We start from the raw sequence: 25,707 nt of genomic DNA on the forward strand, positions 1-25,707 counted from the left end.
TCCATCAGTCTCAGCAATGAGCTTATGAGTTAGTTATAAAAAAGCCACCCTCAAAAAGAGGGTGGCTTTTTCTTTGAGAGTGGTAAGCTGGTTTGAGGGTATAAGTCTGAATTAAACCATGCTGATTTTAATATTATTTTGTATAAAGGTTTTACAAGTAATAATAGTGAATTTATCTCTTCTTCTATTGTAATCTACGAAATACCTTGTTATATTAGCGCTCCCTCTTATCGTATATTCATATTATTAATCTTTTATAAGGCTAATTAATAAATATAACGACTCTTAATTCAGAGGAAAGCGAGATAAAAAATTATCTCTGAAGGCTTGCATTTTACGATAAATATTGTATAATGCTGTCCTTTACACCCATAGGCGATTGGCTCAATTGGTAGAGCATCGGTCTCCAAAACCGAGGGTTGTAGGTTCGAGTCCTACATCGCCTGCCATCTTCTTATCATATCTTTGTTGTACCCCACCATCTCCGAAGTGAGTTCTTTATGAGCAATAATCAAGATAACCTCGAGACTAAGTTATCTGATGCCAAGGCGGTTACTGGTGGAATGCTGTCTAAAGATAAGCATGTATCAGCGGTCAATACTTCTGCCGTTGAAGTCGCTAAGACTGGCTCAATAAAAGATGTGATTTTGTGGCTACTTGCCGCAGCAGTTTTGATAGGGGCGACTTTAGTCAACCAATATCTACCCGGTTATTGGCAACCAGCCAATGATGTCTGGATTCGTATTGGGATTATCGTTGCCCTTGTTGTATTTGCATTAGTCTGTTTGGCGCTGACGCATCAAGGTCGTGCTTTTAAAATTTTATTAAAAGATGCAGCTGTTGAACTTCGCCGAGTGACATGGCCAAGTAAAGATGAAACCTTTCAATATACATGGCAAGTTATTGTCATGATTGCCATTGTTGGATTCTTTGTTTGGTTGTTGGATAACTTTTTTAACTGGTTCGTTGGTATTTTTATCGGTTAGTAGCACGTATTAGTGACTAGTAACGAGAGATTTACCTATAACGACTTATTTATAATGATCAGGAGCGTGATATGCGTTGGTATATTGTTCAAGCGTTTTCAGGATATGAAAAGCAAGTACAACGTTCATTAACTGATCGTATTAACCGTAGTGACTTTGCTGAGTCATTCGGTGATGTATTGGTTCCTACTGAAGAAGTCGTCGAAATGAAAGACGGCAAGAAGCGTAAGAGTGAGCGTAAGTTTTTTCCAGGTTATGTATTGATCCAAATGGAAATGAACGACAACACTTGGCATATTGTCAAAGACTGTCCCCGTATCATGGGTTTTATTGGCGGTACGCCTGAAACACCTGCACCTATCACGCAAGTAGAAGCTGATCGTATTTTAAATCGTCTCAATCAAACTGAAACTGACCCACGTCCTAAAACGCTATTTGAGCCGGGCGAAGAGCTGTTGGTTATTGATGGTCCATTTACTGACTTCAAAGGGTTGGTTGAAAAGGTGGATTATGAGAAATCTAAATTACATTTGACCGTAAACGTATTTAATCGACCGACTCAGGTCGAGCTTGAGTTTAGCAAAGTTGAAAAGCTAGACTAAACCAGCAAAAAGTTCATCAACCGGGGAGCTGTTAGTCAATTAGGTATATACCACGTTGATTTGGCGCTATTACCCATTTAGGAGAGTATCATGGCTAAGAAGATTGATGGTTACATCAAACTACAAGTGCCTGCAGGCAAAGCAAATCCTTCACCACCAATTGGTCCAGCATTGGGTCAAAAAGGCGTGAACATCATGGCGTTCTGTAAAGAATTTAACGCTGCGACCTCAGGCCAAGAGCCAGGTCTACCGATCCCAACTGAGATCACTGTATACAGCGATAAGTCTTTTACCTTCATCATGAAGTCACCACCAGCTGCGTATTTACTACGTAAAGCTGCTGGTATTGCTAAAGGTTCAGGTACACCGAATACAGCTAAAGTCGGTAAAGTTGACCGTGCACAACTAGAAGAAATTGTTAAGACCAAAAATGCAGACTTAACTGCTGCTGATCTTGATGCTGCTGTCCGTACCATCGCTGGTACTGCACGTTCAATGGGTATTACCGTGGAGGGTGTATAATGTCTAAGCTAACCAAACGTCAAAAAGAAATTCAAAGCCGTATTGATAACGAAAAGCAATACACTCTTGAAGAAGCAGTTCAAATCCTAAACGATTTGCCAGCACTAAAATTCAAAGAGTCTATTGATATCGCAGTAAACTTGGGCGTTGACCCACGTAAATCTGATCAAGTGGTTCGTGGTGCAACTAACTTACCTGCTGGTACTGGTAAAACCAAACGCGTTGCTGTATTTGCTCAAGGCGCTGCTGCTGAAGCCGCTAAAGAAGCTGGTGCAGACATCGTTGGTTTTGAAGACCTAGCAGAAGAAATCAAAGCCGGTAACATGGACTTTGATGTTGTTATCGCAGCTCCAGATGCTATGCGTGTTGTTGGTCAATTGGGTACGATTCTAGGTCCACGTGGCCTAATGCCTAACCCAAAAGTTGGTACAGTAACACCAAACGTTGCTGAAGCTGTGACTAACGCGAAAGCGGGTCAAGCACAGTACCGTGTTGATAAAGCTGGTATCATCCATGCAACTATCGGCCAGATCGGTTTCACTGCTGAGCAAATCGAGCAAAACGCGCAAGCGATTATTTCTGATCTAAAGCGTGCTAAGCCTGCTACTTCTAAAGGTACTTTCATTAAGAAAATTACCTTGTCTAGCACGATGGGCCCTGGTCTAACGATCGATGCTGTTCCTTATCGTACTGCAAAATAATTAAAGTTTCTATTTTTAAGTATTTGAACTTCAAATATTTTGAATGATGAGCAAAAACCATATTTAAAAAATTAGGTCAGCGTAGTGTTTACTACGCTGTCTAAGACCGTAGGTAGAAGGTGGTTTAGCGTCATAAATAACAATTTTCGAATGGTTAAATATGATATTGAGTCACTTTTGTTAATCGACGACAGATGAAAATCTTAGTTGTCCTACGCAGACGGTGGCCCACACAGTTTAAGACACGAGCGAATAGGGCGGTATGATTGTTTATACAGTCTTCAAACTATTACTCAACGTCATTCTGATAACGGTGCCGTAATCAGTCGTTACCAGTAGATGCTTTTTTATTAATTGAATTCGCTGGTAATGTGTCGTATCAAGTCAGTCCTAGCTTATAATTTGAGCGCATAAAAACTTCGGTTTTGAGCACTCTTATGATAAGCCGATTGATAAGATTAAAGGAGTCAACTTATGGCATTAACGCTAGAGCAAAAACAACAAGTTGTGGCTGAAGTGTCTGAAGTTGCTGCTAATGCTTACTCAGCAGTAGCTGCCGAGTATCACGGAATTGGTGTTGCTAAGCTTACTCAGCTTCGCGAACAAGCTCGTGATAAAGGTGTTGTTTTAAAAGTGGTGAAAAATACACTAGCAAAACGCGCTTTTGAAGGCACTAAGTTTGAGAGCATGTCAGACCGTATGACTGGTCCACTACTTTTGGCTTTCTCTATGGAAGATTTGGGATCTGCAGCAAGAGTCGTTTTCGACTTTAGCAAAGATAACAAAGCTTTAGAGACCAAATTAGTATCAGTCGGTGGTGAAGTTTATGGTCCAGAAGAGCTAGAGCGCGTATCGAAGCTACCAACTCGCGACGAAGCAATCTCTATCTTGATGGCTACTATGAATGCACCAGTGACCAAGCTTGTCCAGACTATGAACGCTGTTCCTGGCAAGTTCGTTCGCACTGTAGCGGCAATCAAAGACGCAAAAGAAGCTGCTTAATTGCTTGTTTTAACGTAACTTTAACATCGCTAATTTTGGTTGAATTTTATTGCCATACCTATTTGAAATTGTGGCAATCAATCAAAGCGATATTAGAATCAATTAATTTTTATCAGATAACGGAGAGTTCTCATGGCACTATCTAAAGATGATGTGTTAAACGCAATCGCTGAAATGTCAGTAATGGATATCGTTGAGTTAATCAGCGACATGGAAGAAAAATTCGGCGTAACAGCTGCTGTTGCTGCTGCTGCACCTGCTGCTGCTGGTCCTGCTGCTGCTGTTGAAGAAAAAGACGAGTTTGACGTTGTTCTTGCTAGCTTTGGTGAGAAGAAAGTTGGCGTAATTAAAGCTGTACGTGAAGCTACTGGTCTTGGCCTAAAAGAAGCGAAAGATTTGGTTGAAAGCGCTCCAGCTCCAATCAAAGAAGGCGCATCTAAAGCTGAAGCTGAAGAGTTGAAAAAGAAACTTGAAGAAGCTGGTGCAACTGTTGAACTAAAATAAGTTTAACACTGTACAAAAAAAGCTGGTAATGCCTTGCATTGCCAGCTTTTTTTTACTATAATTTGTAGCTTGACCTTTTGTGTCTGCCAACATACGTATGCAACAACACGGTGGATACCCATCAAAAGGACAGACGATATACATGCAAGCACACATGCCAGTTTTTGAAATCAGTTAAATAAGCTAAACGTCCGTAGATGTTTGGCATTTTTTTGTGTCTGCATTCTTTCCCATTAACACTATAGTTTATACTGATTCTAAAAGTTATAGTTATCCCAATTATTATTAATTCCGAAAACTGTTGATATTAGATTATCTATTTAGCATGGTTTGCTGTCATTGCATAGGCTTAAAGACGGTTTATACCAGCGACGATATCAGTTTTGGTGATGAACTGGCTAATACGATCATGTCAGTTTTGATGACAAATTGTTCAAAATTTTAGTAAAAATTATTTTTTCATAAATATACTAGAAAGTTAAGCCCTCAAGGCAATAGTTTGTACTAGGTTGAATTCTTCGGTATGCGCATCTATATAGATGGGTTCAGATACCGATTATAAAATTGAATAAGGTGTGCTAAATACACACTGGTTAGTGAAGTGATAAGTGACAAAAAATATGAGTTGAACACGAACACCTGTTTTGTATTATCGTTTACGTCGCTCAGTTTGCATCGTATTTATGCATGCTGGCCACGCTTTTAATTTGTTTCCACGTTTACTGTAAGGACTCTCGATGGCATATTCTTATACTGAAAAAAAGCGTATTCGCAAAAGTTTTGCTGAATTGCCCACTGTGATGGACATTCCCTATTTGCTGTCTATTCAAGTAGATTCTTACGAGCAATTTTTGCAAGAGCATAAAAAGCCAAAAGCTCGTGAGAATACTGGTTTGCAAGCTGCGTATTCCTCTATTTTCCCAATTGAGAGTCACTCTGGTAATGCTGAGTTACAATTTGTTGAGTACTATTTAGGCACGCCTGAATTTGATGAGCGTGAGTGTATCTTACGTGGTTCAACGTTTGCTGCGCCGATGCGTGTCAAAATTCGTTTGATCATCAAAGACAAAGATAGCAAAGACAAAGATAGCAAAGCCGCTATCAAAGATATCCGTGAGCAAAGCGTTTACATGGGCGAAATGCCTTTAATGACGGCTAACGGTACTTTCATCATCAATGGTACTGAGCGTGTCATCGTATCACAGCTACATCGTTCGCCAGGTGTCTTCTTTGACCATGATAAAGGCAAGTCACACTCAAGTGGTAAAGTGCTTTATAACGCACGTATTATCCCTTACCGTGGTTCTTGGTTAGATTTTGAATTCGATGCCAAAGACTTAGTATTTGCTCGTATTGACCGTCGCCGTAAGCTATTGGCTTCAATCATTCTACGTGCATTAGGTTTGACGACTTCTGAAATCTTAGATTTGTTCTTTGATAAAGTTGCTGTTTATAAAGGCGAAGAGCAGTTTGAAATTGATTTAGTCGCTGACCGCTTACGTGGTGAGATGGCTCAGTTTGATATCGTGTCACCTGAAGGTGATGTATTGGTAGAGCAAGGTAAGCGTATCAACGCACGCCGTATTCGTCAGCTTGAAGAAGCAGGGATGACGAAGATTGCTGTGCCTGATGAGTATCTGTATGAGCGCATTTTGGCAGAAGATATCGTTGTTAATGACGAAGTGATTGCAAAAGCAAACACATTAATTGATCACGAACTATTGGTCAAATTGAACTCGTTTGAAGCGAGTGGTGCTATTAAAGAATTTAGCATCCTATTCACCAATGATATCGATCAAGGTAGTTATATTGCTGATACGATTCGCGCTGATAGCACGTCAACTCGCGAAGAAGCATTGATTGAAATCTATAAAGTAATGCGTCCAGGTGAGCCACCAACGGTTGAGACTGCTGAAAAATTATTTGAAAGCATGTTCTTCAACGCAGACCGTTATGACTTGTCGAATGTCGGTCGTATGAAATTTAACCGTCGTCTTGGTTTAGAATTCGATAACACGGATGATCCTGATATTCAGCGCGAACGCAGCGTATTGACCAATGACGATATCGTCAATGTGTTAAAAGAGCTGATTGAGATTCGTAATGGTCGCGGTGATGTTGATGATATTGACCATCTAGGTAACCGCCGTATTCGTTCAGTTGGCGAGATGGCAGAAAACCAATTCCGTGTGGGTTTAGTACGTGTTGAGCGTGCAGTAAAAGAGCGTTTAAGCTCAGCGGAATCAGACAACTTGTCGCCACAAGATTTGATTAACTCTAAGCCAGTAGCGGCTGCGGTGAAAGAATTCTTTGGTTCAAGCCAGTTGTCACAGTTTATGGATCAGAACAACCCGTTGTCTGAAGTTACCCATAAACGCCGTGTATCAGCATTAGGACCAGGTGGTTTGACTCGTGAACGCGCAGGCTTTGAAGTACGTGACGTACATGATACGCATTATGGCCGTGTGTGCCCGATTGAGACTCCTGAAGGTCCAAACATTGGTCTGATCAACTCGCTAGCGACGTTTGCTAAAACCAACAGCTTTGGTTTCCTAGAAACCCCTTATCGCCGTGTGGTTGATGGTAAAGTTACTGACGTTATTGAGTATTTATCAGCGATTGAAGAAGTCGGTACGGTCATTGCACAGGCTGATTCACCAGTAACCGCAGAAGGCGCGTTGTCTGATGAGATGGTCAGTGTGCGTAGCTATGGTGAATTCGTCCGTATGCCACCAGAAAAAGTGACGCATATGGATGTGTCACCAAGTCAGGTAGTATCGGTTGCAGCAGGTCTGATTCCGTTCCTAGAGCATGATGATGCTAACCGTGCTTTGATGGGTTCGAACATGCAACGTCAGGCCGTTCCTACGCTACGTGCTGATAAGCCATTAGTAGGTACTGGTATGGAGCGTCACGTTGCTCGTGACTCTGGTGTTTGTGTGATCGCTAAGCGTGGCGGTGTGATCGAAGATGTTGATGCCTCACGTATCGTGGTTCGTGTAAACGAAGACGAGATGACTGCTGGTGAAGCGGGTATCGATATCTATAACTTGATCAAATACACGCGCTCTAACCAGAACACTTGTATCAACCAACGTATCATCGTTAACCAAGGTGATGAAATCGCTTTGGGTGATATCTTGGCTGATGGTCCATCAACGGATCTTGGCGAGCTAGCTCTGGGTCAGAACATCCGCATCGCATTTATGCCGTGGAATGGTTACAACTTCGAAGATTCAATCTTGCTATCTGAAAAAGTGGTTAAAGAAGATCGTTTCACCACCATTCATATTCAAGAATTGACGTGTGTAGCTCGTGATACCAAGCTAGGTACAGAAGAGATCACTGCTGATATTCCAAACGTTGGTGAAGCGGCATTATCAAGTCTTGATGAAGCAGGTATCGTGTATATCGGTGCTGAAGTTGACGCTGGTGATATCTTAGTTGGTAAAGTGACGCCAAAAGGTGAAACGCAACTGACGCCAGAAGAGAAACTACTACGGGCTATCTTTGGTGAAAAAGCGGCTGATGTGAAAGACACGTCACTACGCGTACCGACTTCAAGTAAAGGTACGGTTATTGATGTACAGGTCTTCACCCGTGATGGCGTCGAAAAAGACGCACGCGCAAGAGCGATTGAAAAATCGCAGCTTGATAGCTATCGCAAAGATTTAAAAGAAGAGCTACGTATCTTTGAAGAAGCAGCACGTGGTCGTATTGGTAATCTATTAGATGGCCAAAAAGTCAGCGGCGGTGCTGGTCTAAAAGCTGGTACAGTAATGGCGTTGGCTGATATGAAAGATATGAGCCTTGAGACATTGCTTGATATCCAGCCAGTAGAAGAAGAAATCTCTGAGCGTCTAACGCAAATCGCTGATTACTTGGTTGATAAGCAAAAAGACATCGATGTGAAGTTTGCTGAGAAAAAACGCAAATTGACCGCTGGTGATGACTTACAACATGGCGTACAAAAAATCGTTAAAGTATATCTAGCGGTTAAGCGTCGTATTCAGCCTGGTGATAAGATGGCTGGTCGTCATGGTAACAAAGGTGTTGTGTCACGCATCATGCCAGTTGAAGACATGCCTTATGATGAAAATGGTAATACTGTTGACATCGTATTGAACCCACTTGGTGTACCTTCTCGTATGAACATTGGTCAGGTTCTAGAGACGCATTTAGGTATGGCAGCAAAAGGCTTGGGCGAGAAGATTGATGGTATGCTTAAATCTCAAGCAGCGATCAAAGAGCTACGTGAGTTCTTAGACAAAATCTATAACCAAGTCGGCGGTGAGCAAGTTGATCTGGATAGCTTGAGTGATGATGACATCATGGCGCTAGCAGACAACTTACGTGGCGGTGTCCCGATGGGCACAGCAGTATTTGATGGCGCAAGAGAAAGCCAAGTCAAAGACCTGTTAGAGCTTGCTGGTATGGATCGCGATGGTCAGCAGACATTGTATGATGGTCGTACTGGTCAGAAATTTGACCGCAAAGTGACCGTTGGCTACATGTATATGCTCAAGTTGAACCATTTGGTTGATGACAAAATGCATGCGCGTTCAACAGGTTCTTACTCACTAGTAACGCAGCAGCCACTCGGCGGTAAAGCACAGTTCGGTGGTCAGCGTTTCGGTGAGATGGAAGTCTGGGCACTAGAAGCTTATGGCGCGACTTATACGTTGCAAGAGATGCTGACTGTGAAGTCGGATGACGTTGAAGGCCGTACACGTATGTACAAAAACATCGTTGATGGTGAGCAGTACATGGATCCAGGTATGCCTGAGTCGTTTAACGTACTGACCAAAGAAATCAAATCATTGGGTATTAATATTGAGTTAAAACAAAGCAACTAAACCCATTGTCTAACTTAGTTGTCCACTAAAGGCAGTACGCGTCATTGCTGCTGCTTTTAGTAATTTGTCTCAACCCTATTCATTGCCTTCATTCATCTTATCTGCGTCAACAGATTGCAGTCAGATGATTATAAAGATAACGGAGAAGCAACTTGAAAGATTTACTCGATATCATGCAGAGCCCTGCCGGCAACGGTAACCTAGAGTTTGATAGCATCCAAATTACTTTAGCCTCACCTGACGTGATTAAATCATGGTCACATGGCGAAGTAAAAAAGCCTGAAACCATTAATTATCGTACGTTTAAGCCTGAGCGTGATGGCTTGTTTTGTGCCAAAATCTTTGGCCCAGTAAAAGACTTTGAGTGCTTATGTGGTAAATATAAGCGTCGTAAGTTCCAAGGCGTTATCTGTGAAAAATGTGGCGTTGAAGTCACTACCGCTAAAGTACGTCGTGATCGCATGGGTCATATTGACCTAGCTAGCCCAGTTGCACACATTTGGTTCTTAAAGTCATTACCAAGCCGCATCGGTCTATTGCTAGACATGACATTGCGTGATATTGAGCGCGTATTGTATTTTGAAAGCTACATTGTCACTGAGCCTGGTTTGACTAGCTTAGAAAAGTACCAATTGCTTGACGATGAAGATTACTACAAAGCGCTTGAAGAATTTGGTGATGAATTCACTGCCAAGATGGGTGCTGAAGCGGTTCAAGACTTATTAAAAGATATCGACATGGATATCGAAATTGATGAGCTGCGTGAAGCGATTCCACAAACAGGTTCTGAGACTAAGCTTAAGAAGATGTCTAAGCGTCTTAAATTGTTAGAAGCATTCCGTGATTCTAATAACAAGCCTGAGTGGATGGTAATGAATATCTTGCCAGTACTACCACCAGATTTGCGTCCACTGGTACCTCTAGAGGGCGGTCGTTTTGCGACGTCTGATCTAAACGATCTTTATCGCCGCGTTATCAACCGTAACAACCGTCTAAAGCGTCTGCTTGAGCTAAGTGCACCTGACATCATCGTACGTAACGAAAAACGTATGTTGCAAGAGTCAGTGGATGCATTGCTTGATAACGGTCGTCGCGGTCGTGCGATTACGGGCAGTAACAAGCGTCCATTGAAATCTTTGGCTGATATGATCAAAGGTAAGCAAGGTCGTTTCCGTCAAAACTTACTTGGTAAGCGTGTTGACTATTCTGGTCGTTCGGTCATCGTTGTAGGTCCAACACTACGTCTACATCAGTGTGGTCTACCTAAGAAAATGGCACTTGAGCTATTCAAGCCATTTACTTATAACAAGCTATTGTCTCATGGGTTAGCGACAACGATCAAAGCTGCCAAAAAGATGGTAGAACGTGAAGAGCCACAAGTATGGGATATGCTGGCCATGGTTATCCGTGAGCATCCAGTACTACTTAACCGTGCGCCAACGCTTCACCGTTTGGGTCTACAGGCATTTGAGCCAGTATTGATCGAAGGTAAAGCAATCCAGTTGCATCCGCTCGTTTGTACCGCGTTCAACGCTGACTTTGATGGTGACCAAATGGCCGTTCACGTGCCATTGACCCTAGAAGCACAGCTTGAATCTCGTGCGCTAATGATGTCGACTAACAATATCTTGTCTCCTGCGAACGGTGATCCAATCATCGTACCATCACAGGATGTGGTATTGGGTTTGTATTACATTAGCCGTTCATCAATCAATGCTAAAGGCGAGGGCATGATTTTTGCCACCGTTAATGAAGCATTGCGTGCGATTGGTTCAAACGATTTGCATGTGAACGCTAAAATCAAAGTGCGTGTTACAGAGACGCATATTGATGAAGACGGTAACCAAACTAAAGAAGTTAGTATGAAAGAAACGGTTGCTGGCCGTTTGTTGATCTGGAACATCATGCCTAAAGGTATGTCGTTTGATGAATGTAACCAAGAGATGACGAAGAAAAATATTTCACGTCTGATTAACTCTTGCTACCGTAAAGTTGGCGTGAAAGAAAGCGTCATGTTTGCTGACCAATTGATGTATCTTGGTTTTGCACAAGCAACGCTATCAGGTGTGTCTATCGGTATCGATGACATGGTCATTCCGCCATTGAAAAAGCAAATCATCGAAGTGGCAGAAGGCGAAGTTCGCGAGATTGAAGATCAATTCGAGCAAGGCTTTGTAACGGCTGGTGAGCGCTATAACAAAGTAGTCGATATCTGGTCACGTACCAATGACAAAGTCGCTAAGGCGATGATGGACAACTTGGCAACAGACAAAGTCATTAACGCACAAGGTGAAGAAGACGAGCAGAAGTCATTCAACTCGATCTTCATCATGTCAGATTCTGGTGCTCGTGGTAGTGCAGCCCAGATTCGTCAGTTGGCAGGTATGCGTGGTTTGATGGCAAAACCTGATGGTTCAATCATCGAGACACCAATTAAAGCCAACTTCCGTGAAGGTTTGACTGTACTACAGTACTTCATCTCAACTCACGGTGCTCGTAAGGGTCTAGCGGATACAGCATTGAAAACCGCTAACTCAGGTTATTTGACGCGTCGTTTGGTTGATGTCGCACAAGATTTGGTTATCACTAGTGATGATTGTGGTACTGAAGAAGGCCTACTCATGAAACCACATATCCAAGGTGGTGAAATCATTGAGAAGCTAGGTGAATTGGTACTAGGTCGTGTCACTGCACGCGATGTGACTTACAATGATGACGAATCAAAAGTCTTGATTCCAGCTGGTACCTTGATTGATGAGCATTGGGTAAACGTGCTTGATAACAATGCAATCGATGATATCTGGGTACGTTCAGTTATTACTTGTGATGTTGAGCATGGCGTTTGTTCACAGTGTTATGGTCGTGACCTTGCTCGTGGTCATAAAGTGAACATCGGTGAGTCTGTCGGTGTTATGGCAGCCCAGTCTATCGGTGAGCCTGGTACTCAGTTAACTATGCGTACGTTCCACGTGGGCGGGGCTGCAAGCTCAGCATCTGTGGACAACAGCATCTCTGTACGTAATGCAGGTCAAGCGCATTTCGAAAACATGAAAACCGTTCAGCATACTGACGGTCATCTAGTTATCGTATCGCGTTCAGCTGAAATTGCTTTGACTGATGAGCTTGGTCGTGAGCGTGAGCGCTATAAAGTACCGTATGGTTCAAGCGTTCTTGTAAAAGACGAAGAGCAAGTTGAAGGCGGCCAAACCATCGCAAAATGGGATCCGCATACGCATCCAATTATCACAGAATTCGCTGGTACAGCACGCTTCAGTGACATCACTGATGGTATGACTGCTACTGTGAAGGTAGATGATGCGACTGGTATGAGTTCGTTTGAGATTCTAGCGACTCGTGACCGTTCAAGCTCAGCTAAAGATTTACGTCCTGCGATTATCTTGAATACGGACGAAGGTAAAGAAGTGGTTTATTTCTTACCAGCTGAAACCATTATTCGCGTCAGCGATGGTGAAAAAGTGGCAGCAGGTTCAATCTTGGGCCGTGTACCACAAGCCTCTTCTGGTACGAAAGATATTACCGGTGGTCTACCACGTGTTGCTGACTTGTTCGAAGCACGTCGTCCAAAAGATCACGCTATTATGGCAGAAATGACTGGTGTGGTGAGCTTTGGTAAAGAGACCAAAGGTAAAAACCGCTTCATTATTACCAATGAAGATGGTGAGGTTCATGAGGAACTGATCCCGAAATGGCGTCAAATCAACGTCTTTGAAAACGAGACAGTAGCACGTGGTGAGATTATTGCTGATGGTCCACAGAATCCGCATGACATCTTACGTTTGAAAGGTCAGACGGCACTTGCTGATTATATCGTTAACGAAGTGCAAGACGTTTATCGCTTGCAGGGCGTAAAAATCAACGACAAGCACATCGAAGTTATTATTCGTCAGATGCTGCGTAAAGTTGAGATTACTGATGGCGGTGATTCAAGTCACTTTAAAGGTGATCAAGTCGAGTATGCTGATATCAAAGCATTGAACGCGAAGCTAGAAGCGGAAGATAAATTCCCAGTACAGTACGAGCGTCAGTTGCTTGGTATTACCAAAGCAAGCTTGGCAACAGAAAGCTTTATCTCAGCGGCTTCGTTCCAGGAAACCACACGTGTACTAACTGCTGCTGCCGTCACTGGTAAAGTAGATGAGCTACGTGGCCTAAAAGAGAACGTGGTTGTTGGACGCTTGATTCCTGCTGGTACAGGTCTTGCTTATCATAAGACACGTAAAGAAAAAGCAGATCAGAAGCTACAAGATAAAGATTTGAATGCCGCTTTCGATATGACTGCAAGCACAGATACTAAAGACTTTGCTAGCTTTGATGAAGCCTTTGCTCAAGAGTTAAATCAAGATAATTAATCGTATTAACTATTTTTGATTCTTTCTTAATTTGACAAAAAAGCCAGCCTAAGATGCTGGCTTTTTTATGGGTGTAAAAAATTAAGAAAGGCATGGTGCTATTATCCAAAAAAATAGTACACTGGAAAACGTGCCTTAATTCACTATTCATAGAAGGATAAGTCGCAAATGGCAGGTAAAACTCGCGTTGCCAAATATCAAGCAGATCGAACCAATCAAAAGCTTTATTTTTGTCGCCTCTCTTGCCAAGCTGCAGGAAACACCAATGATAAGCAGTTATATCAAGCACATTGTGAAACAGCAATTTTTCATTTGTACGGCGCTTTTTTGGCATTCATACAAGAGCTGAGCCATTTTTACAGTTTGAACATGGCAAGGCCAACTTTGGTAGATGTGGAAAAAGCATTGGCAGAACGTACTCAAGTGTCTCCTGAAATTCAGCGCTTGCATCAATTGCGACAGCAAGGTTTTCTTGCAGATGTAGAGCGAGCTTACCAGCGCTGTTTATATGCCGTACCATCAGATACGGTGGTGGAAGACAGTACAAACAATGGAAGGGTACAAGCATCCGATCTGATTGTGAATGTGGTCACGCTATCAAATCAGTGGTTGCCAGATGAAGCCACCATACGTGAATGGCGTCAGCAGCTTTTAGAGCTGATTGAGCAATTACGCGCTGGTATGGTCGAGTTTTAAAGAATATTAATAGATAGAAAAAAGCCTGTTCAGTGATTGCTAAACAGGCTTTTTTTGTGGTGATGCATTAAAGTTTAACAGTATGATTTATTCTGGCATCGGAGGCATCTCATCGACTGGCGTCACCGATAAAGGATTCTGTGGCACGCTATCGCCATCACGGTTAGTAGACCGTGCTGGTGATGAAGTGTTTGTCTCGTCAGCAGAAGTATCAACTGGTACTCTACGCTGCTGAGCTTGGGTTTTGACAGGTTTTTCAACAGCGCTGTCCTCAGAGTCTTCATCCGTAATAATGCCATCGTCTGTCATTTCGATAATTCTTTGCTTTTGTTTTTGAGATTTAGAGCGATTGTTGATAGAGACCCATTGGCGAGGCGTGTCTTTAAGTTGAGCTTTCATAAAGTCCATCCATACGGGCAGGGCTGCCACGCCGCCATATTCTCGGCGACCCATCGTAGAGGGTTGATCAAAACCCATCCACACAACAGTGGCATTGGTAGGATGAAAACCTGCAAACCATGCATCTTTCGCATCATTGGTGGTGCCTGTCTTCCCGCCGATATCATCACGGCCTAGAGCCTTTGCGCGTACCGCTGTACCGCGCTGTACCACATCACGTAAGATGTCTGCCATCTCAAAAGCCACTCTAGGTTTTAGTATGCGCGGCGCTTGTTTTGCTATCGTATACTGTACGGCAGGTGCTTTTAAACGATCCGATTGCGGGCTGGCATCATAAACGCTTGTATTCATGACTTCAGATTTTTGCGACTCGTCATCATTAGACGCTGAATCTTGTTCTTTATCGGTGACTTGATCGCCAGTGGTGCTACTGGCAGTGGCCTGATCATGTTCTTCTACTAATTTTTTATTCAGTGTGTCGAGCTGCTCGTTGAAACACAAAGCGCAGGCGTGACGCGGATTAGCTTGAAATAATAGCTCGTTATTATAGTTATAAATATGCTCAATAAAGTAAGGTTGTATACGATGACCACCGTTGGCAAAGGTAGAATAGGCCGTTGCCATTTGTAATGGCGTCGCTTGCCCTGCACCTAATGCAAGCGATAAGGTGGTCGGTAGCTTTTCTTTATCAAGGCCAAACTCATCTAATAAGTTGCGTACATCAGAAATACCAATAGACTGTAGCAAACGAATAGAGACCAAGTTACGAGATAAGTAGAGACCACGACGTAAGGTAATATCACCTAGGAAACGTGCATCAGAGTTTTTTGGTTTCCAGTCACCTACTTGGATAGGACGATCCGAAACAATACTGTCTGGACGATAACCTTTTTCTAGTGCAGCGGTATATACAAGAGGTTTGATAGTAGAACCTGGTTGACGCCAACCTTGCAAGGCACGGTTAAATTTACTGTGATTAAAGTCAAAGCCACCAACCAATGCATTCACTGCACCCGTTTCTGGGTTTAGCGAAACCAAACTGCCTTGTATTTTAGGAATTTGTCCCAGCTGCCAGTTGCCATTTGCAGTAGGTATCACGCGAACGATGTCATTTTTCTTAACAATTTGGCTGGCATTATCAGGAAGGTAACCAACACGGTCGGCCGAGATATACTTGCGCGCCCAGCTCATACCAGACCAGTTCACAGTCACATTCTCACCAGAAGGCATGGTTGCTTCAAAACTTCGATAGTTGACTTTGGTGACTTTAGCAGGAGACATATTGCTATAGCGACTGAAGTTTTCTAAAGGTTCATAATTCGCTTCTGCACCGCGCCAACCGTGACGATGCTCATAAGCGATTAGACCCGTTAGTATGGCTGCTTCTGCATCGGTCTGTGCTTTGCTATCAACGGTAAGACGGACACGCCAACCACTGTGCATCACTTGCTCACCATAACGCTCAACCAAAGCACCACGTGTCATTTCTGCTAGATAAGGCATATTGACGTCAAGCTTTTCTTGGTACAGATTTATGCCTACTGGTGCATTAATCGCTTCATCACGCTGTGCTTTAGTAATATATCCCAGCTCATGCATACGTCCAATGATCCAGTTGCGGCGAGTCAGGGCTCGAGTAGGATTAGCGACTGGATTGTATTTAGAAGGGGCTTTTGGCAAACCTGCCAACATGGCCATCTCAGCAATAGTCAAGTTGTCTAATGATTTACTATAGTATTTTTTGGCAGCAGCCCTAATGCCATAAGCGCCTTCACCCAAATAAATCTTATTCACATAAAGGGTTAAAATCTCATTCTTACTCAGCTCGTCTTCCATTTTGCGTGCCAAAAAAAGCTCAGTCAGCTTACGATTTAGCGTGCGCTCAGGACTCAAGAAGTAGTTTTTGGCGACCTGCATGGTGATAGTAGAGCCACCTGTCTGCCCTTCGTCATCAGTAACCACTTCAGTAACTGCGCGACCAAGACCTTTAATACTGATACCACTATGTTGAAAAAAGGAGGAATCTTCTGCGGCTAAAAAAGCATGAGTCAAGTCTTCAGGGATTTCTTGAAAAGTGACTGGTAGGGATAGGCGATTGCCATATTGGCCAATGAGCTTGTCATCTCTGCTATAAATCTGCAATGGCATTTCAAGATTTGCCGTTTTTATTTCTTGAGTGCTAGGCAAAGTAGGCGATAGATACATGGCCATACCGTAAAAACCGATGGGCACCGCGAGGGCTAATATAACTGCTAACGCTAAGCAGGCAATAAAAAGTCCCACCAAAAAATGAATGAGACGAGCGGTAGCAGTTTTTTTAATCATAATAAGGCTTATTAAGTAAAATTTGCAACAGGTCAGCTATTATACCTTGAACAAAATACACAGGTCACACTAAATGTGTAAGTTATCCTTCATAGCCAATTTAAACGCTTGAATCTCTCTATTAAGTAAAGTATTGTGTTCAATTATTACAAATAACTATCAAAGTGTACACTTAATATAAGGTATAGAGTTTGTGAGGCTATTTACTTCCAAAAGTCGACATTTGATTGGCGTGGATATTTGTGCCACCTCAGTGAAGTTAGTTGACATACAGCGTCAACAGGGTGCTTTTCACTTAAAGTCTTATGGTATTGAGAGACTGCCGGAAGGTGTGGTCGTTGATAAACTTTTAGTAGATACAGAAGCGGTTGGTCATATTATTGCTACTGTCGCTAGGCGTTGTCAAGTTGGGGGTAGCAATGCTGCAACCGCCGTATCAGGCTCGGCTGTGATTACCAAGATTATTGATATGGATCTCGCGCTAAGCGATGTAGAGCGCGAAGCTCAAATACGTCTGGATGCCGATCAGTATGTTCCTTATCCATTGGAAGACGTCAATTTGGATTTCGAAGTTTTGGGTCCTTCTTTGATAAGCGATGACATGGTGCAAGTATTGCTTGCTGCATCTCGTTCAGAAAACGTCGACCAACGCGTTGATGCCCTAACTTTTGGCGGTATGCAAACCAAGGTGATGGACATCGAGTCTCATGCAATTGAGCGTGCTTTTGGATTAATGGCCGATAGTTTAACAAATTTTCCAGAGTTAGTAGCACTGGTAGATATTGGGCACAATCAAACGACCTTATATATCGCCAAAAATGGTGAGTTTATCTATAGTCGCGAACAGCTATTTGGTGGTGTTCAACTGACAGAAGCTATACAGAATCGTTATGGTCTGTCGGCTGAGGAAGCGGCGTTTAGTAAGCGTGAGCGTACTTTGCCTGATGACTACTATATCGAAGTATTGACACCTTTCATTGAAAATACCATTCAACAAATCACCCGTTCATTACAATTTTATTTCTCTTCAAGTCAATACAGTAGTATCGATCATATAGTGCTTGCTGGCGGCAGTAGCGCTATAGCAGGTCTTGCAGGTATGGCTCAACAGAGACTTGGTGTGCCTGTTAGTGTGGCCAATCCATTTACCAATATGACCATTGCACCACATATTGACAATGAGCAATTGGCCATTGATGCACCAAGTTTAATGGCCGCTTGCGGTCTTGCGTTAAGGAGCTTTGACTGATGGCTCGTATTAACCTTTTACCGTGGCGACAAGAAGAGCGCGAACGTCGCAATAAAGAGTTTATAACTCTGGTGGTTGCCATCACTTTATTGACTCTACTGGCTGCCTTTGCCACGTGGAGTTATTTTAATAATGAACTAGATGAACAGCTGGATGCCAATGCGCTGGTTGAGCAAGAAAACGCTCGCCTGGATGCGGTGTTGACTGAAATCGATGGTCTGGAGCAACGCCGAGAAGATATCATCTCACGTATGCAGGTCATTCAGGATTTACAAGGTCGACGTCCTGTGCCTGTCCGTTTGTGGGATGATCTTGCTAGAGCCGTACCGCCTGCGCTCTATTTGACCAACCTAAAACGTGAAGGCGATGTTCTGACTTTGACTGGTCTTGCTGATAATCCAAATATCGTATCAAGCTTGATTCGCAATCTTGATAATAGTAAATGGATGGGCAATTCAGCAGTCAGCAATATTCAGCAAAATATTAGTGCTTATGAAACACCGCCAGCTCTTAACGCTCCTGTGACCACTGGCGATGGCGAGCAGCCACGCCCTGTTTATCCTGAAGACAGTTATGTTCAGTTTGTGGTAACAACGAAAGTACAGTCAGAGTCGGCGGTGCCAGCTGAGGCTGATGCCAATACTAATGCTGGGCTTGGAGGTGCGTCATGAAGCTTGTCCGCAAAAAAAGCCTAGTCAAAACAAAAAAATCAGATCTGAAACCTAAGAAGCAGTTCGATTTACAAGAGTTCCGTCGAAGTTTTGAGTCGTTAGATTCAGAAAACTATGGTAGCTGGCCAACGCCAGTAAAAGTGACGGTCATCGGACTTATTATCGCTTTTATTGCCGCAATGGCATGGGCGTTACCGATTAGTAGTAAGATCGACGAGATCACGGCGGCTGAAAGTCAACAACAAACCTTGCGTGAAAGCTACCGTGAAAAAGAATCACGCGCGCGTCACCTGAAAGCCTATCAAGCCCAAGTGGTCCAAATGGAAACAGAGTTCAATACCTTACTGGATCAGCTACCCAAGGATACTCGTGTGTCAGAGCTTGTAGAAGGCATAAACATGACGGGCGTAGGTAGTAACATCCGTTTTCAAGATATTTCAGTAGAACCTGAAATTGAAAACGAATTCTTTATTGAGCAACCTATTCGCATTGCCGCTTTGGGTGAGTACCACCAATTTGGTAGCTTTATCAGTGGTCTTGCCGCTTTGCCACGAATCATCACCATGCACGATTTTGAGGTCAGCAATCCTCAACCGTCACTGGATGTGCTACCGGAGCTGACTTTGGTATTACAAACCAAGACGTACCGCTCAAAAGAGGCTGCTCCTGAGGGCGAAGAAACTGCTCCGGCAGGTGACGCTGCTGCCACCCCTGATACTGCTGGAGGCAATTAATGACTATTCAAAAACTGCCTACGCTACTGGCTTTGAGCATTGCTGCTATATCAATCACAGGATGTACAGATCGTATTGGTATGGCAGAACAAGCAATGGCCGATATACGTAATCAACCTGCACAGCCTATTGAGCCACCACCTAAGGCTGAATTGGTAGAAGACTTTGTTTATAGTGCCAGTGCACAGCGTAGCCCATTTCTGCCGCCGAGCTTGGTCAATGTAGACGGTCCTACCACTTCTATCGATGGCGTGCGCCCTGATATTACAAGGGTAAAACAACCTCTTGAACAGTATGAGCTATCACAACTGATCTTTCGCGGTGTGGTGATTTCACCTGAAGGTCAGCAATATGCGTTGATACAACGCCCTGATGGCTCAGTTGCCAGCGTAAAAGTAGGTGATTATCTTGGATTAAATGACGGCCGTATTGTTGAAATCACGCCGACTCAGATTAACTTGATTGAAATTGTGCCAGACAGCCGCGCTGGGTTTGTTGAAAAACCCCAGTCGCTGGTTTCCCCCATAAGCTAAGTCGGCAGATTTTTTGAGGAATACATAATGACAGTACGCAATAACAAGGTAATGATGATGAGCAACCGCGTGTCTTCTGCTTTTGCCATTTCAGCATTGGCAATTAGTATGGTAGCAGTGAGTAACAGTGCCCATGCTGCACAGCGTATTAACAACATCTCTGTGGTACAAACCGCGCCAGCAGTAACACAAATGCGCTTGGGTTTTGCCGGCACACCCGTATTACCTGCTGCTTACCAGCTTGATGATCCGAGTCGTTTGGTACTAGATTTTGAACAAGTACAAAACGGCTTGGTAAGCCGTTTTAATGAATACAATATTGGGATGGTCAATGAGGTCACGACTTTAAGTAGTGATAGCACCACGCGTCTTATCGTCGGTCTTAAACAGTCAGGCAACTATACGACAGAGATTGAAGGTAATGATCTATTACTAACCATCACAGATCCTGCTCGCCCCGCTATGACTAACGACCCAGTTCAAGACGTACTTAACAACAGTAATGGAATGACCACCACTGCAGTTGTTACGCCAATTGTCGAGACTAGCGTTGCCCCTGTTGCTGTGCGTACAACCAGTACGACGGTAGTAAAAAATGAGGTACCAGCGGATACAATGGTAGTACGAGTTAATCCATTGTTAAATCCACAACTTGCTTCTGCACAGGTCAGTAAACAATACAGTTATGATGGTCTGAGCGCAGTCAATTTTTCAGCAGGTAACGATGGCGGCGGTGATGTCAGCATGGTACTTGCTAACGAAGCCATTCCGGTTGATGTGCAACGTCAAGGCAATAAATTGGTCGTACGCTTAACTGGCAGCACTGTACCTAGAAATCTACTACGTCGTTTGAATGTTAATAGCGGTCTTGTGAGTAGCATTGATACCCAAAATCAAGGTCAAAATGGTGTTATCACTATTAACATGGCGGACGATTATGAATATCAAGCTTATCAATCAGGTAATCAGTTAAATATTAGCATCAGTAAGCCTGAATTGCTACGTGAGCCAACGCTTGAAGAAAGAGTGTATAGCGGTGAGCCGCTGTCTATGGAATTCCAAGATGTCGAAATCCGCAGTGTTTTAGATATTTTAGCGCAGTTCACAGAAATGAATATTGTGGCGAATGATTCGGTCGCTGGTAATATTACTTTACGACTGATTAATGTGCCGTGGGATCAGGCGCTTGATATTATCCTAAAAAGTAAAAATCTAGGCAAACGCGAAAATGGCAATGTTATTTTGGTGGCGCCTGCTACTGAACTTGCTGAGCAAGAAGCGCGTGAACTTGAGGCGCAGCAAGCGGTTGAATCTTTTGCCCCACTGCGTACTGAATACATTCGTCTAAGCTATGCCAAAGCACAAGATGTATTGACCCTGATTTCTCAAGGTAGCGGATCGACGGGTGGTGCCAGTAGTAGCGGTATTGCAAACCGTGCCAATGACAACAATACATTGTTGTCCGATCGCGGAACAGTAACAGTTGACGAGCGTACCAATACGTTGATTATTAAAGACGTTGCGAATAGTATTGAGAATATCCGTACATTGATTGGGAAGATTGACATTCCCGTGCGTCAAGTCATGATTGAAGCGAGAATTGTGAGTGCCACTGACAGCTTTAGTAAAGAGATAGGTGTGCGTTGGGGTATTTTATCCAATGGCGCTGCCAATAATCGCAGCTTATTGGTGGGCGGTAGCAACCAAACACTAGCGGATCTTAAAGACTTTGACATTGAAACAACGACAATCAACGGTCAAACGGTTTCTTATCCTTCTTACGATATTACCCGTCCTGATAATCTAAATGTTGATTTAGGAGTGGCTAATCCAGCGGGTAGCATTGCCTTTGGCTTACTTAGCCTGTCTGATGTCATGCTTGATCTTGAATTATCAGCATTGCAAGCGGATAACCGTGGTGAGGTCATTTCTACTCCGAAAGTTTTGACGGCTGACAAGCAAACAGCGAAAGTGTCTTCTGGTACTCAGATTCCTTATCAAGAAGCATCAGCAAGCGGTGCAACCACGACCAGCTTTAGAGAGGCGGCATTAAGTCTAGAGGCCACACCAAATATTACGCCAGATGGTAAGATTGGTTTGCAGTTGCTTATCACTAACGGTACGCCAGTATTTACCAATGGTATTGTTGCTATCAATGAAGACTCTATCTCCACCAATGTTACTGTAGAAGATGGTCAGACGGTCGTATTGGGTGGAATATTTAGAAACCGTACTAACAATGATGTGAGTAAAGTACCTTTCTTAGGAGACTTACCCTATATTGGCCGCGCCTTCCGTAAAGATGTTCGCAATAACAATAAAGAAGAGCTGTTGATATTTATCACACCAAAACTCATCAATGACGGGGTCAGCCGTTTGAATTAAATGGCTACTGATAGATTTTTACTTAAAAGAAGCAAGCACTGATGCTTGCTTTTTTTACGCATGACTTTTGAGCAGTACGCACAATAATCATGGCTGCTTACTAGCCAGAATATCAATGACGTTGTATCATACCTAATTTAGCTGAGTGAGTATTATGGTGGAGGAATTACCGTCGGTGTTTTTAGTAGGACCGATGGGAGCAGGGAAGACCACGATCGGTAAATTGCTTGCCAAGCAATTAGGGCGCTCTTTTGTAGACAGTGATTGGTATATTGAGTCTCAGACAGGGGCTGATATTGCTTGGATCTTTGCTAAAGAAGGCGAAGCAGGATTTCGGGAGCGTGAAACACGAGCCATTGATGAGTTGACTCAAAAAACCCAAATTGTCTTAGCGACTGGCGGCGGCGCAGTCATGTGTGCCGAAAACCGCGAGTTTCTAAGCCAACGCGGTATCGTGGTCTATTTGAATGCACCAGTTGACGTACAAATGGCACGTACTGCCAAAGACAAAACAAGACCATTATTACAGCAGCCCAATCCTAGAAAAATCTTGCAAGAACTGTACAATAAACGCGATCCATTATATCGCCAAGTTGCCCATATCATTATGCCGACCGGTCATACTTATCCACGTCATATGGTGAACCAGCTCTTGCAGCAGCTGGGCGCATTTATTCCTTCTACTTCTAAAGAGCCAGAACCCAAAGAAGAGTAAGCTTGATGGTTGACTGATGGTAGAGCCATCCGAAGTCTTCTGTTTTTACTTTATTAAATACATCAGGGAGTATTCAATGTCATTGTTTCAGGATGGCTTAACTGTTCATACGCAAAGCCATGATTATCCCATTGTCATCACTGAAAAAACAGTGACAGAGAACAACAGTATGGCGAAGCAAGTCGCCCCTTATATTGGTGGCCGCCAAGTACTGATTGTCACAAATGATACGGTAGCGCCTTTATATTTAAAAGCATTAGAGGAAGAGCTGGCAGGACAGTTTACAGTCAAGGTATGCGTGTTGCCAGATGGTGAGCAGTATAAGAATCAGGACAGTATCAACCAAATTTACGATGCACTGATGGCTGAGCATTTTAATCGTGATGTCACACTTATTGCGCTTGGCGGCGGAGTAGTCGGTGATATGACGGGTTTTGCAGCGGCAAGTTTTATGCGCGGTGTGAATTTTATTCAGATTCCAACGACGCTATTGTCACAAGTCGATTCAAGCGTCGGTGGTAAGACAGGTATCAATCATGCCCAAGGCAAAAATATGATTGGTGCCTTTTGGCAGCCGCAGATGGTACTTGCTGACATGAGTACGCTTAAAACGTTGCCTGCGCGTGAGCTGTCTGCAGGACTTGCTGAAGTGATTAAATATGCACTCATTATGGATGAGGGGTTTTTGACATGGCTTGAAGACAACCTACCTGCCATGATGGCACTAGATCTGGCTGTACTTGGTGAGGCAGTAAAACGCTGCTGTCAGTATAAGGCCGATATCGTGGCGCAGGACGAAAGAGAATCAGGCGTACGCGCATTGTTGAACTTTGGACATACCTTTGGACATGTGATTGAAACCCATCAAGGCTACGGCAATTGGCTCCATGGTGAAGCAGTTGCAGCTGGCATGGTACAAGCGGCTGAGCTGTCACAAAAACTTGGCTGGTTAAGTGCGGAAGAGGTTGCCCGTATTAAGCATATTTTGACGCTAGCCAATTTGCCCATCACGCCGCCGTCTATTGATGTCAAAACAGCTTTGGACTTAATGGGTCACGATAAAAAAGTGAAACACGGACAAATCCGCCTTATTTTGTTAAAATCGTTAGGTAAGGCTGTCTTAACCAATGATTTTGATACCAACCTTTTGACTGACGTTTTGTCGCAACATAGCGAATGATCTATTAAGCGATTAACGAGCATGAATGTTTATTGCGCGTCCTCATTCAACATATATTGGTCGGCCATAACATCAGTTGGACACGCATTTACTTCATGCGGTTACCTATATTTTTACCAAGGATACTCTCATGGCTGCTTTCAGATCGACGCCTCGTACCGCTAGCCAATCATATCGTCGTCAAGCCTTGATATGGCTAGTCGTAACCTTACTACTGGGGGTGGTCACAGCATTAATTTGGATGTTGAGTCAGACGCCAGCGATGGGTGCTAAAATCGAAAATGCCCCGATATCAACACCGCAAACCTTAAGTACTGAGCTTAAACAGCCATTGAAGATTGAATCATTGCATGAGCTGGACACAGATGTACAGCCTATCAGTTTTGATACGACGGTTCGGGATTTGCGTAACTATCCTAAAGAGTTTAAAGACAAACGTTATCTGCTGGCAAATAAGGGCAAGTGGACAGTGCAGGTCATGAATGTGGCTGAAAATGACGTGATTGTCAGTTATTTAGAAGGCCGTGACGACCGCGATAAATTTGCTTACTTTCGTTATCTCGATGATGAGAAGCAAGTACGCTATATGCTGACCTATGGCATTATGAGCAGTCCGCAAGAAGCGATTGGTGCAGCAAAACTCATCGACTTTAAACTGCCTAATAATGTGCGTGTATTACCAGAAGAGATCAACCGTTATGTTGGTATCATCGATAACTATGAGCGTCCTGATCCTGTCAAAGACTTAAGCACCAAGCGCACACGTTCTGTGAACCTAAAGCCTACCAAACGCGAAGTACCTGTGCGTCAGCAAACGCAAGAGGCTAGCGATGCGGGTAACGATCAAAATACAGGAAGCAACAACGGTCAGGGCAATCAATCATCAACCAGTTATGGTGACGAAAGCATTCGTCAATCAGCCGATACTTCTGAGACGTTATCCGTTACAGAAGAGCGCATCGTTGGTTTTGAAGATCGCGCCAAATCAGCACCGTCTAAAAGCGAAGAGGGCGCAACCAAGCCTTCGACCCAAGACAATAAAAAGCCGTCAGCATCTGAGACAGATAACGGTGCTGCTAAAAAACCGCCAGTCGTACCAACGCCTAAGCAGCCAACTACCAACGGTAACGCAAATTCAAACAGCACCAGCAGGAACGCCAATGCTGCTCCTAAGACTAACCCTGATAGTATGAAAGCGCTGATTGAAGATAAGAATAATTAGTATGTGATAATTGTTATTTAGTCAGAATGAGAAGTACGAAGAACCCACTAGTAGA

18 protein-coding genes and 1 tRNA gene are annotated in these 25,707 nt (G+C 43.4%); 18 read left to right on the forward strand and 1 reads right to left on the reverse strand.

Features of this window, described 5'->3' with window-relative positions:
• Positions 1 to 373: 373 nt before the first annotated feature.
• From FW759_RS02630 to FW759_RS02675, 10 genes are all read left to right on the forward strand, one after another.
• Positions 374 to 449, forward strand: a tRNA-Trp gene (locus tag FW759_RS02630).
• Positions 450 to 500: 51 nt separating this feature from the next.
• Entirely contained in the window at positions 501 to 986 is a 486-nt protein-coding gene (secE, locus tag FW759_RS02635; protein WP_062845508.1) for a preprotein translocase subunit SecE, read from the forward strand.
• A gap of 71 nt (positions 987 to 1,057) precedes the next feature.
• Positions 1,058 to 1,588: a transcription termination/antitermination protein NusG gene (gene nusG, locus FW759_RS02640; protein WP_010201718.1), complete on the forward strand. Its 531-nt coding sequence runs from the start codon at positions 1,058 to 1,060 to the stop codon at positions 1,586 to 1,588.
• Between the two features lie 90 nt (positions 1,589 to 1,678).
• The gene (gene rplK, locus FW759_RS02645) at positions 1,679 to 2,110 is read left to right on the forward strand and encodes a 50S ribosomal protein L11 (RefSeq protein WP_058025423.1); all 432 of its coding nucleotides are present in this window, start codon (positions 1,679 to 1,681) and stop codon (positions 2,108 to 2,110) included.
• Positions 2,110 to 2,811: a 50S ribosomal protein L1 gene (rplA, locus tag FW759_RS02650; protein WP_062845507.1), complete on the forward strand. Its 702-nt coding sequence runs from the start codon at positions 2,110 to 2,112 to the stop codon at positions 2,809 to 2,811. The genes rplK and rplA overlap by 1 nt, the downstream gene beginning before the upstream one ends.
• Before the next feature lie 474 nt (positions 2,812 to 3,285).
• Complete coding sequence (rplJ, locus tag FW759_RS02655; protein WP_025652244.1) at positions 3,286 to 3,813, forward strand: 50S ribosomal protein L10; 528 nt, start codon at positions 3,286 to 3,288, stop codon at positions 3,811 to 3,813.
• 132 nt (positions 3,814 to 3,945) lie between these two features.
• The gene (gene rplL, locus FW759_RS02660; protein WP_062845506.1) at positions 3,946 to 4,317 is read left to right on the forward strand and encodes a 50S ribosomal protein L7/L12; all 372 of its coding nucleotides are present in this window, start codon (positions 3,946 to 3,948) and stop codon (positions 4,315 to 4,317) included.
• Positions 4,318 to 5,054: 737 nt separating this feature from the next.
• A complete protein-coding gene (gene rpoB, locus FW759_RS02665) occupies positions 5,055 to 9,173 on the forward strand; it encodes a DNA-directed RNA polymerase subunit beta (RefSeq protein ID WP_443509480.1) in 4,119 nt (1,372 codons plus the stop codon).
• Between the two features lie 152 nt (positions 9,174 to 9,325).
• Positions 9,326 to 13,543, forward strand: a complete 4,218-nt coding sequence (gene rpoC / locus FW759_RS02670; protein WP_062845504.1) for a DNA-directed RNA polymerase subunit beta' — start codon at positions 9,326 to 9,328, stop codon at positions 13,541 to 13,543.
• A 168-nt stretch (positions 13,544 to 13,711) separates the two neighbouring features.
• Positions 13,712 to 14,239 (forward strand): DUF6586 family protein, encoded by a 528-nt coding sequence (locus tag FW759_RS02675; RefSeq protein WP_353670478.1) that lies wholly within the window; start codon positions 13,712 to 13,714, stop codon positions 14,237 to 14,239.
• Positions 14,240 to 14,326: 87 nt separating this feature from the next.
• On the opposite strand, the gene FW759_RS02680 is transcribed toward FW759_RS02675, so the two are convergent.
• Positions 14,327 to 16,963, reverse strand: a complete 2,637-nt coding sequence (locus tag FW759_RS02680; protein WP_446442129.1) for a penicillin-binding protein 1A — start codon at positions 16,961 to 16,963, stop codon at positions 14,327 to 14,329.
• A 193-nt stretch (positions 16,964 to 17,156) separates the two neighbouring features.
• Here FW759_RS02680 and pilM point away from each other — a divergent pair, with 193 nt between their 5' ends.
• The 8 genes from pilM to FW759_RS02720 all read left to right on the forward strand — a co-directional run bounded on the left by pilM (position 17,157) and on the right by FW759_RS02720 (position 25,652).
• Positions 17,157 to 18,212, forward strand: a complete 1,056-nt coding sequence (pilM, locus tag FW759_RS02685) for a type IV pilus assembly protein PilM (RefSeq protein ID WP_062845501.1) — start codon at positions 17,157 to 17,159, stop codon at positions 18,210 to 18,212.
• Positions 18,212 to 18,883 carry a PilN domain-containing protein gene (locus tag FW759_RS02690; protein ID WP_062845500.1) on the forward strand — a complete coding sequence of 224 codons (672 nt, stop codon included), beginning with the start codon at positions 18,212 to 18,214 and terminating at the stop codon, positions 18,881 to 18,883. Before pilM ends, FW759_RS02690 begins: the two co-directional genes overlap by 1 nt.
• Positions 18,880 to 19,617 (forward strand): type 4a pilus biogenesis protein PilO, encoded by a 738-nt coding sequence (locus FW759_RS02695; protein ID WP_443529955.1) that lies wholly within the window; start codon positions 18,880 to 18,882, stop codon positions 19,615 to 19,617. Before FW759_RS02690 ends, FW759_RS02695 begins: the two co-directional genes overlap by 4 nt.
• On the forward strand, positions 19,617 to 20,150 hold the full coding sequence (locus FW759_RS02700; protein WP_446442130.1) for a pilus assembly protein PilP: 534 nt from the start codon (positions 19,617 to 19,619) through the stop codon (positions 20,148 to 20,150). The genes FW759_RS02695 and FW759_RS02700 overlap by 1 nt, the downstream gene beginning before the upstream one ends.
• 27 nt (positions 20,151 to 20,177) lie before the next feature.
• Positions 20,178 to 22,535 carry a type IV pilus secretin PilQ gene (gene pilQ / locus FW759_RS02705; protein WP_353670475.1) on the forward strand — a complete coding sequence of 786 codons (2,358 nt, stop codon included), beginning with the start codon at positions 20,178 to 20,180 and terminating at the stop codon, positions 22,533 to 22,535.
• Positions 22,536 to 22,689: 154 nt separating this feature from the next.
• Positions 22,690 to 23,250 (forward strand): shikimate kinase AroK, encoded by a 561-nt coding sequence (gene aroK / locus FW759_RS02710; protein ID WP_353670474.1) that lies wholly within the window; start codon positions 22,690 to 22,692, stop codon positions 23,248 to 23,250.
• A gap of 76 nt (positions 23,251 to 23,326) precedes the next feature.
• On the forward strand, positions 23,327 to 24,430 hold the full coding sequence (aroB, locus tag FW759_RS02715; protein ID WP_353670473.1) for a 3-dehydroquinate synthase: 1,104 nt from the start codon (positions 23,327 to 23,329) through the stop codon (positions 24,428 to 24,430).
• Positions 24,431 to 24,560: 130 nt separating this feature from the next.
• The gene (locus FW759_RS02720) at positions 24,561 to 25,652 is read left to right on the forward strand and encodes a hypothetical protein (protein ID WP_353670472.1); all 1,092 of its coding nucleotides are present in this window, start codon (positions 24,561 to 24,563) and stop codon (positions 25,650 to 25,652) included.
• The last annotated feature ends 55 nt before the right edge of the window (positions 25,653 to 25,707 follow it).

The organism is Psychrobacter sp. 1176_08 (assembly GCF_052850615.1).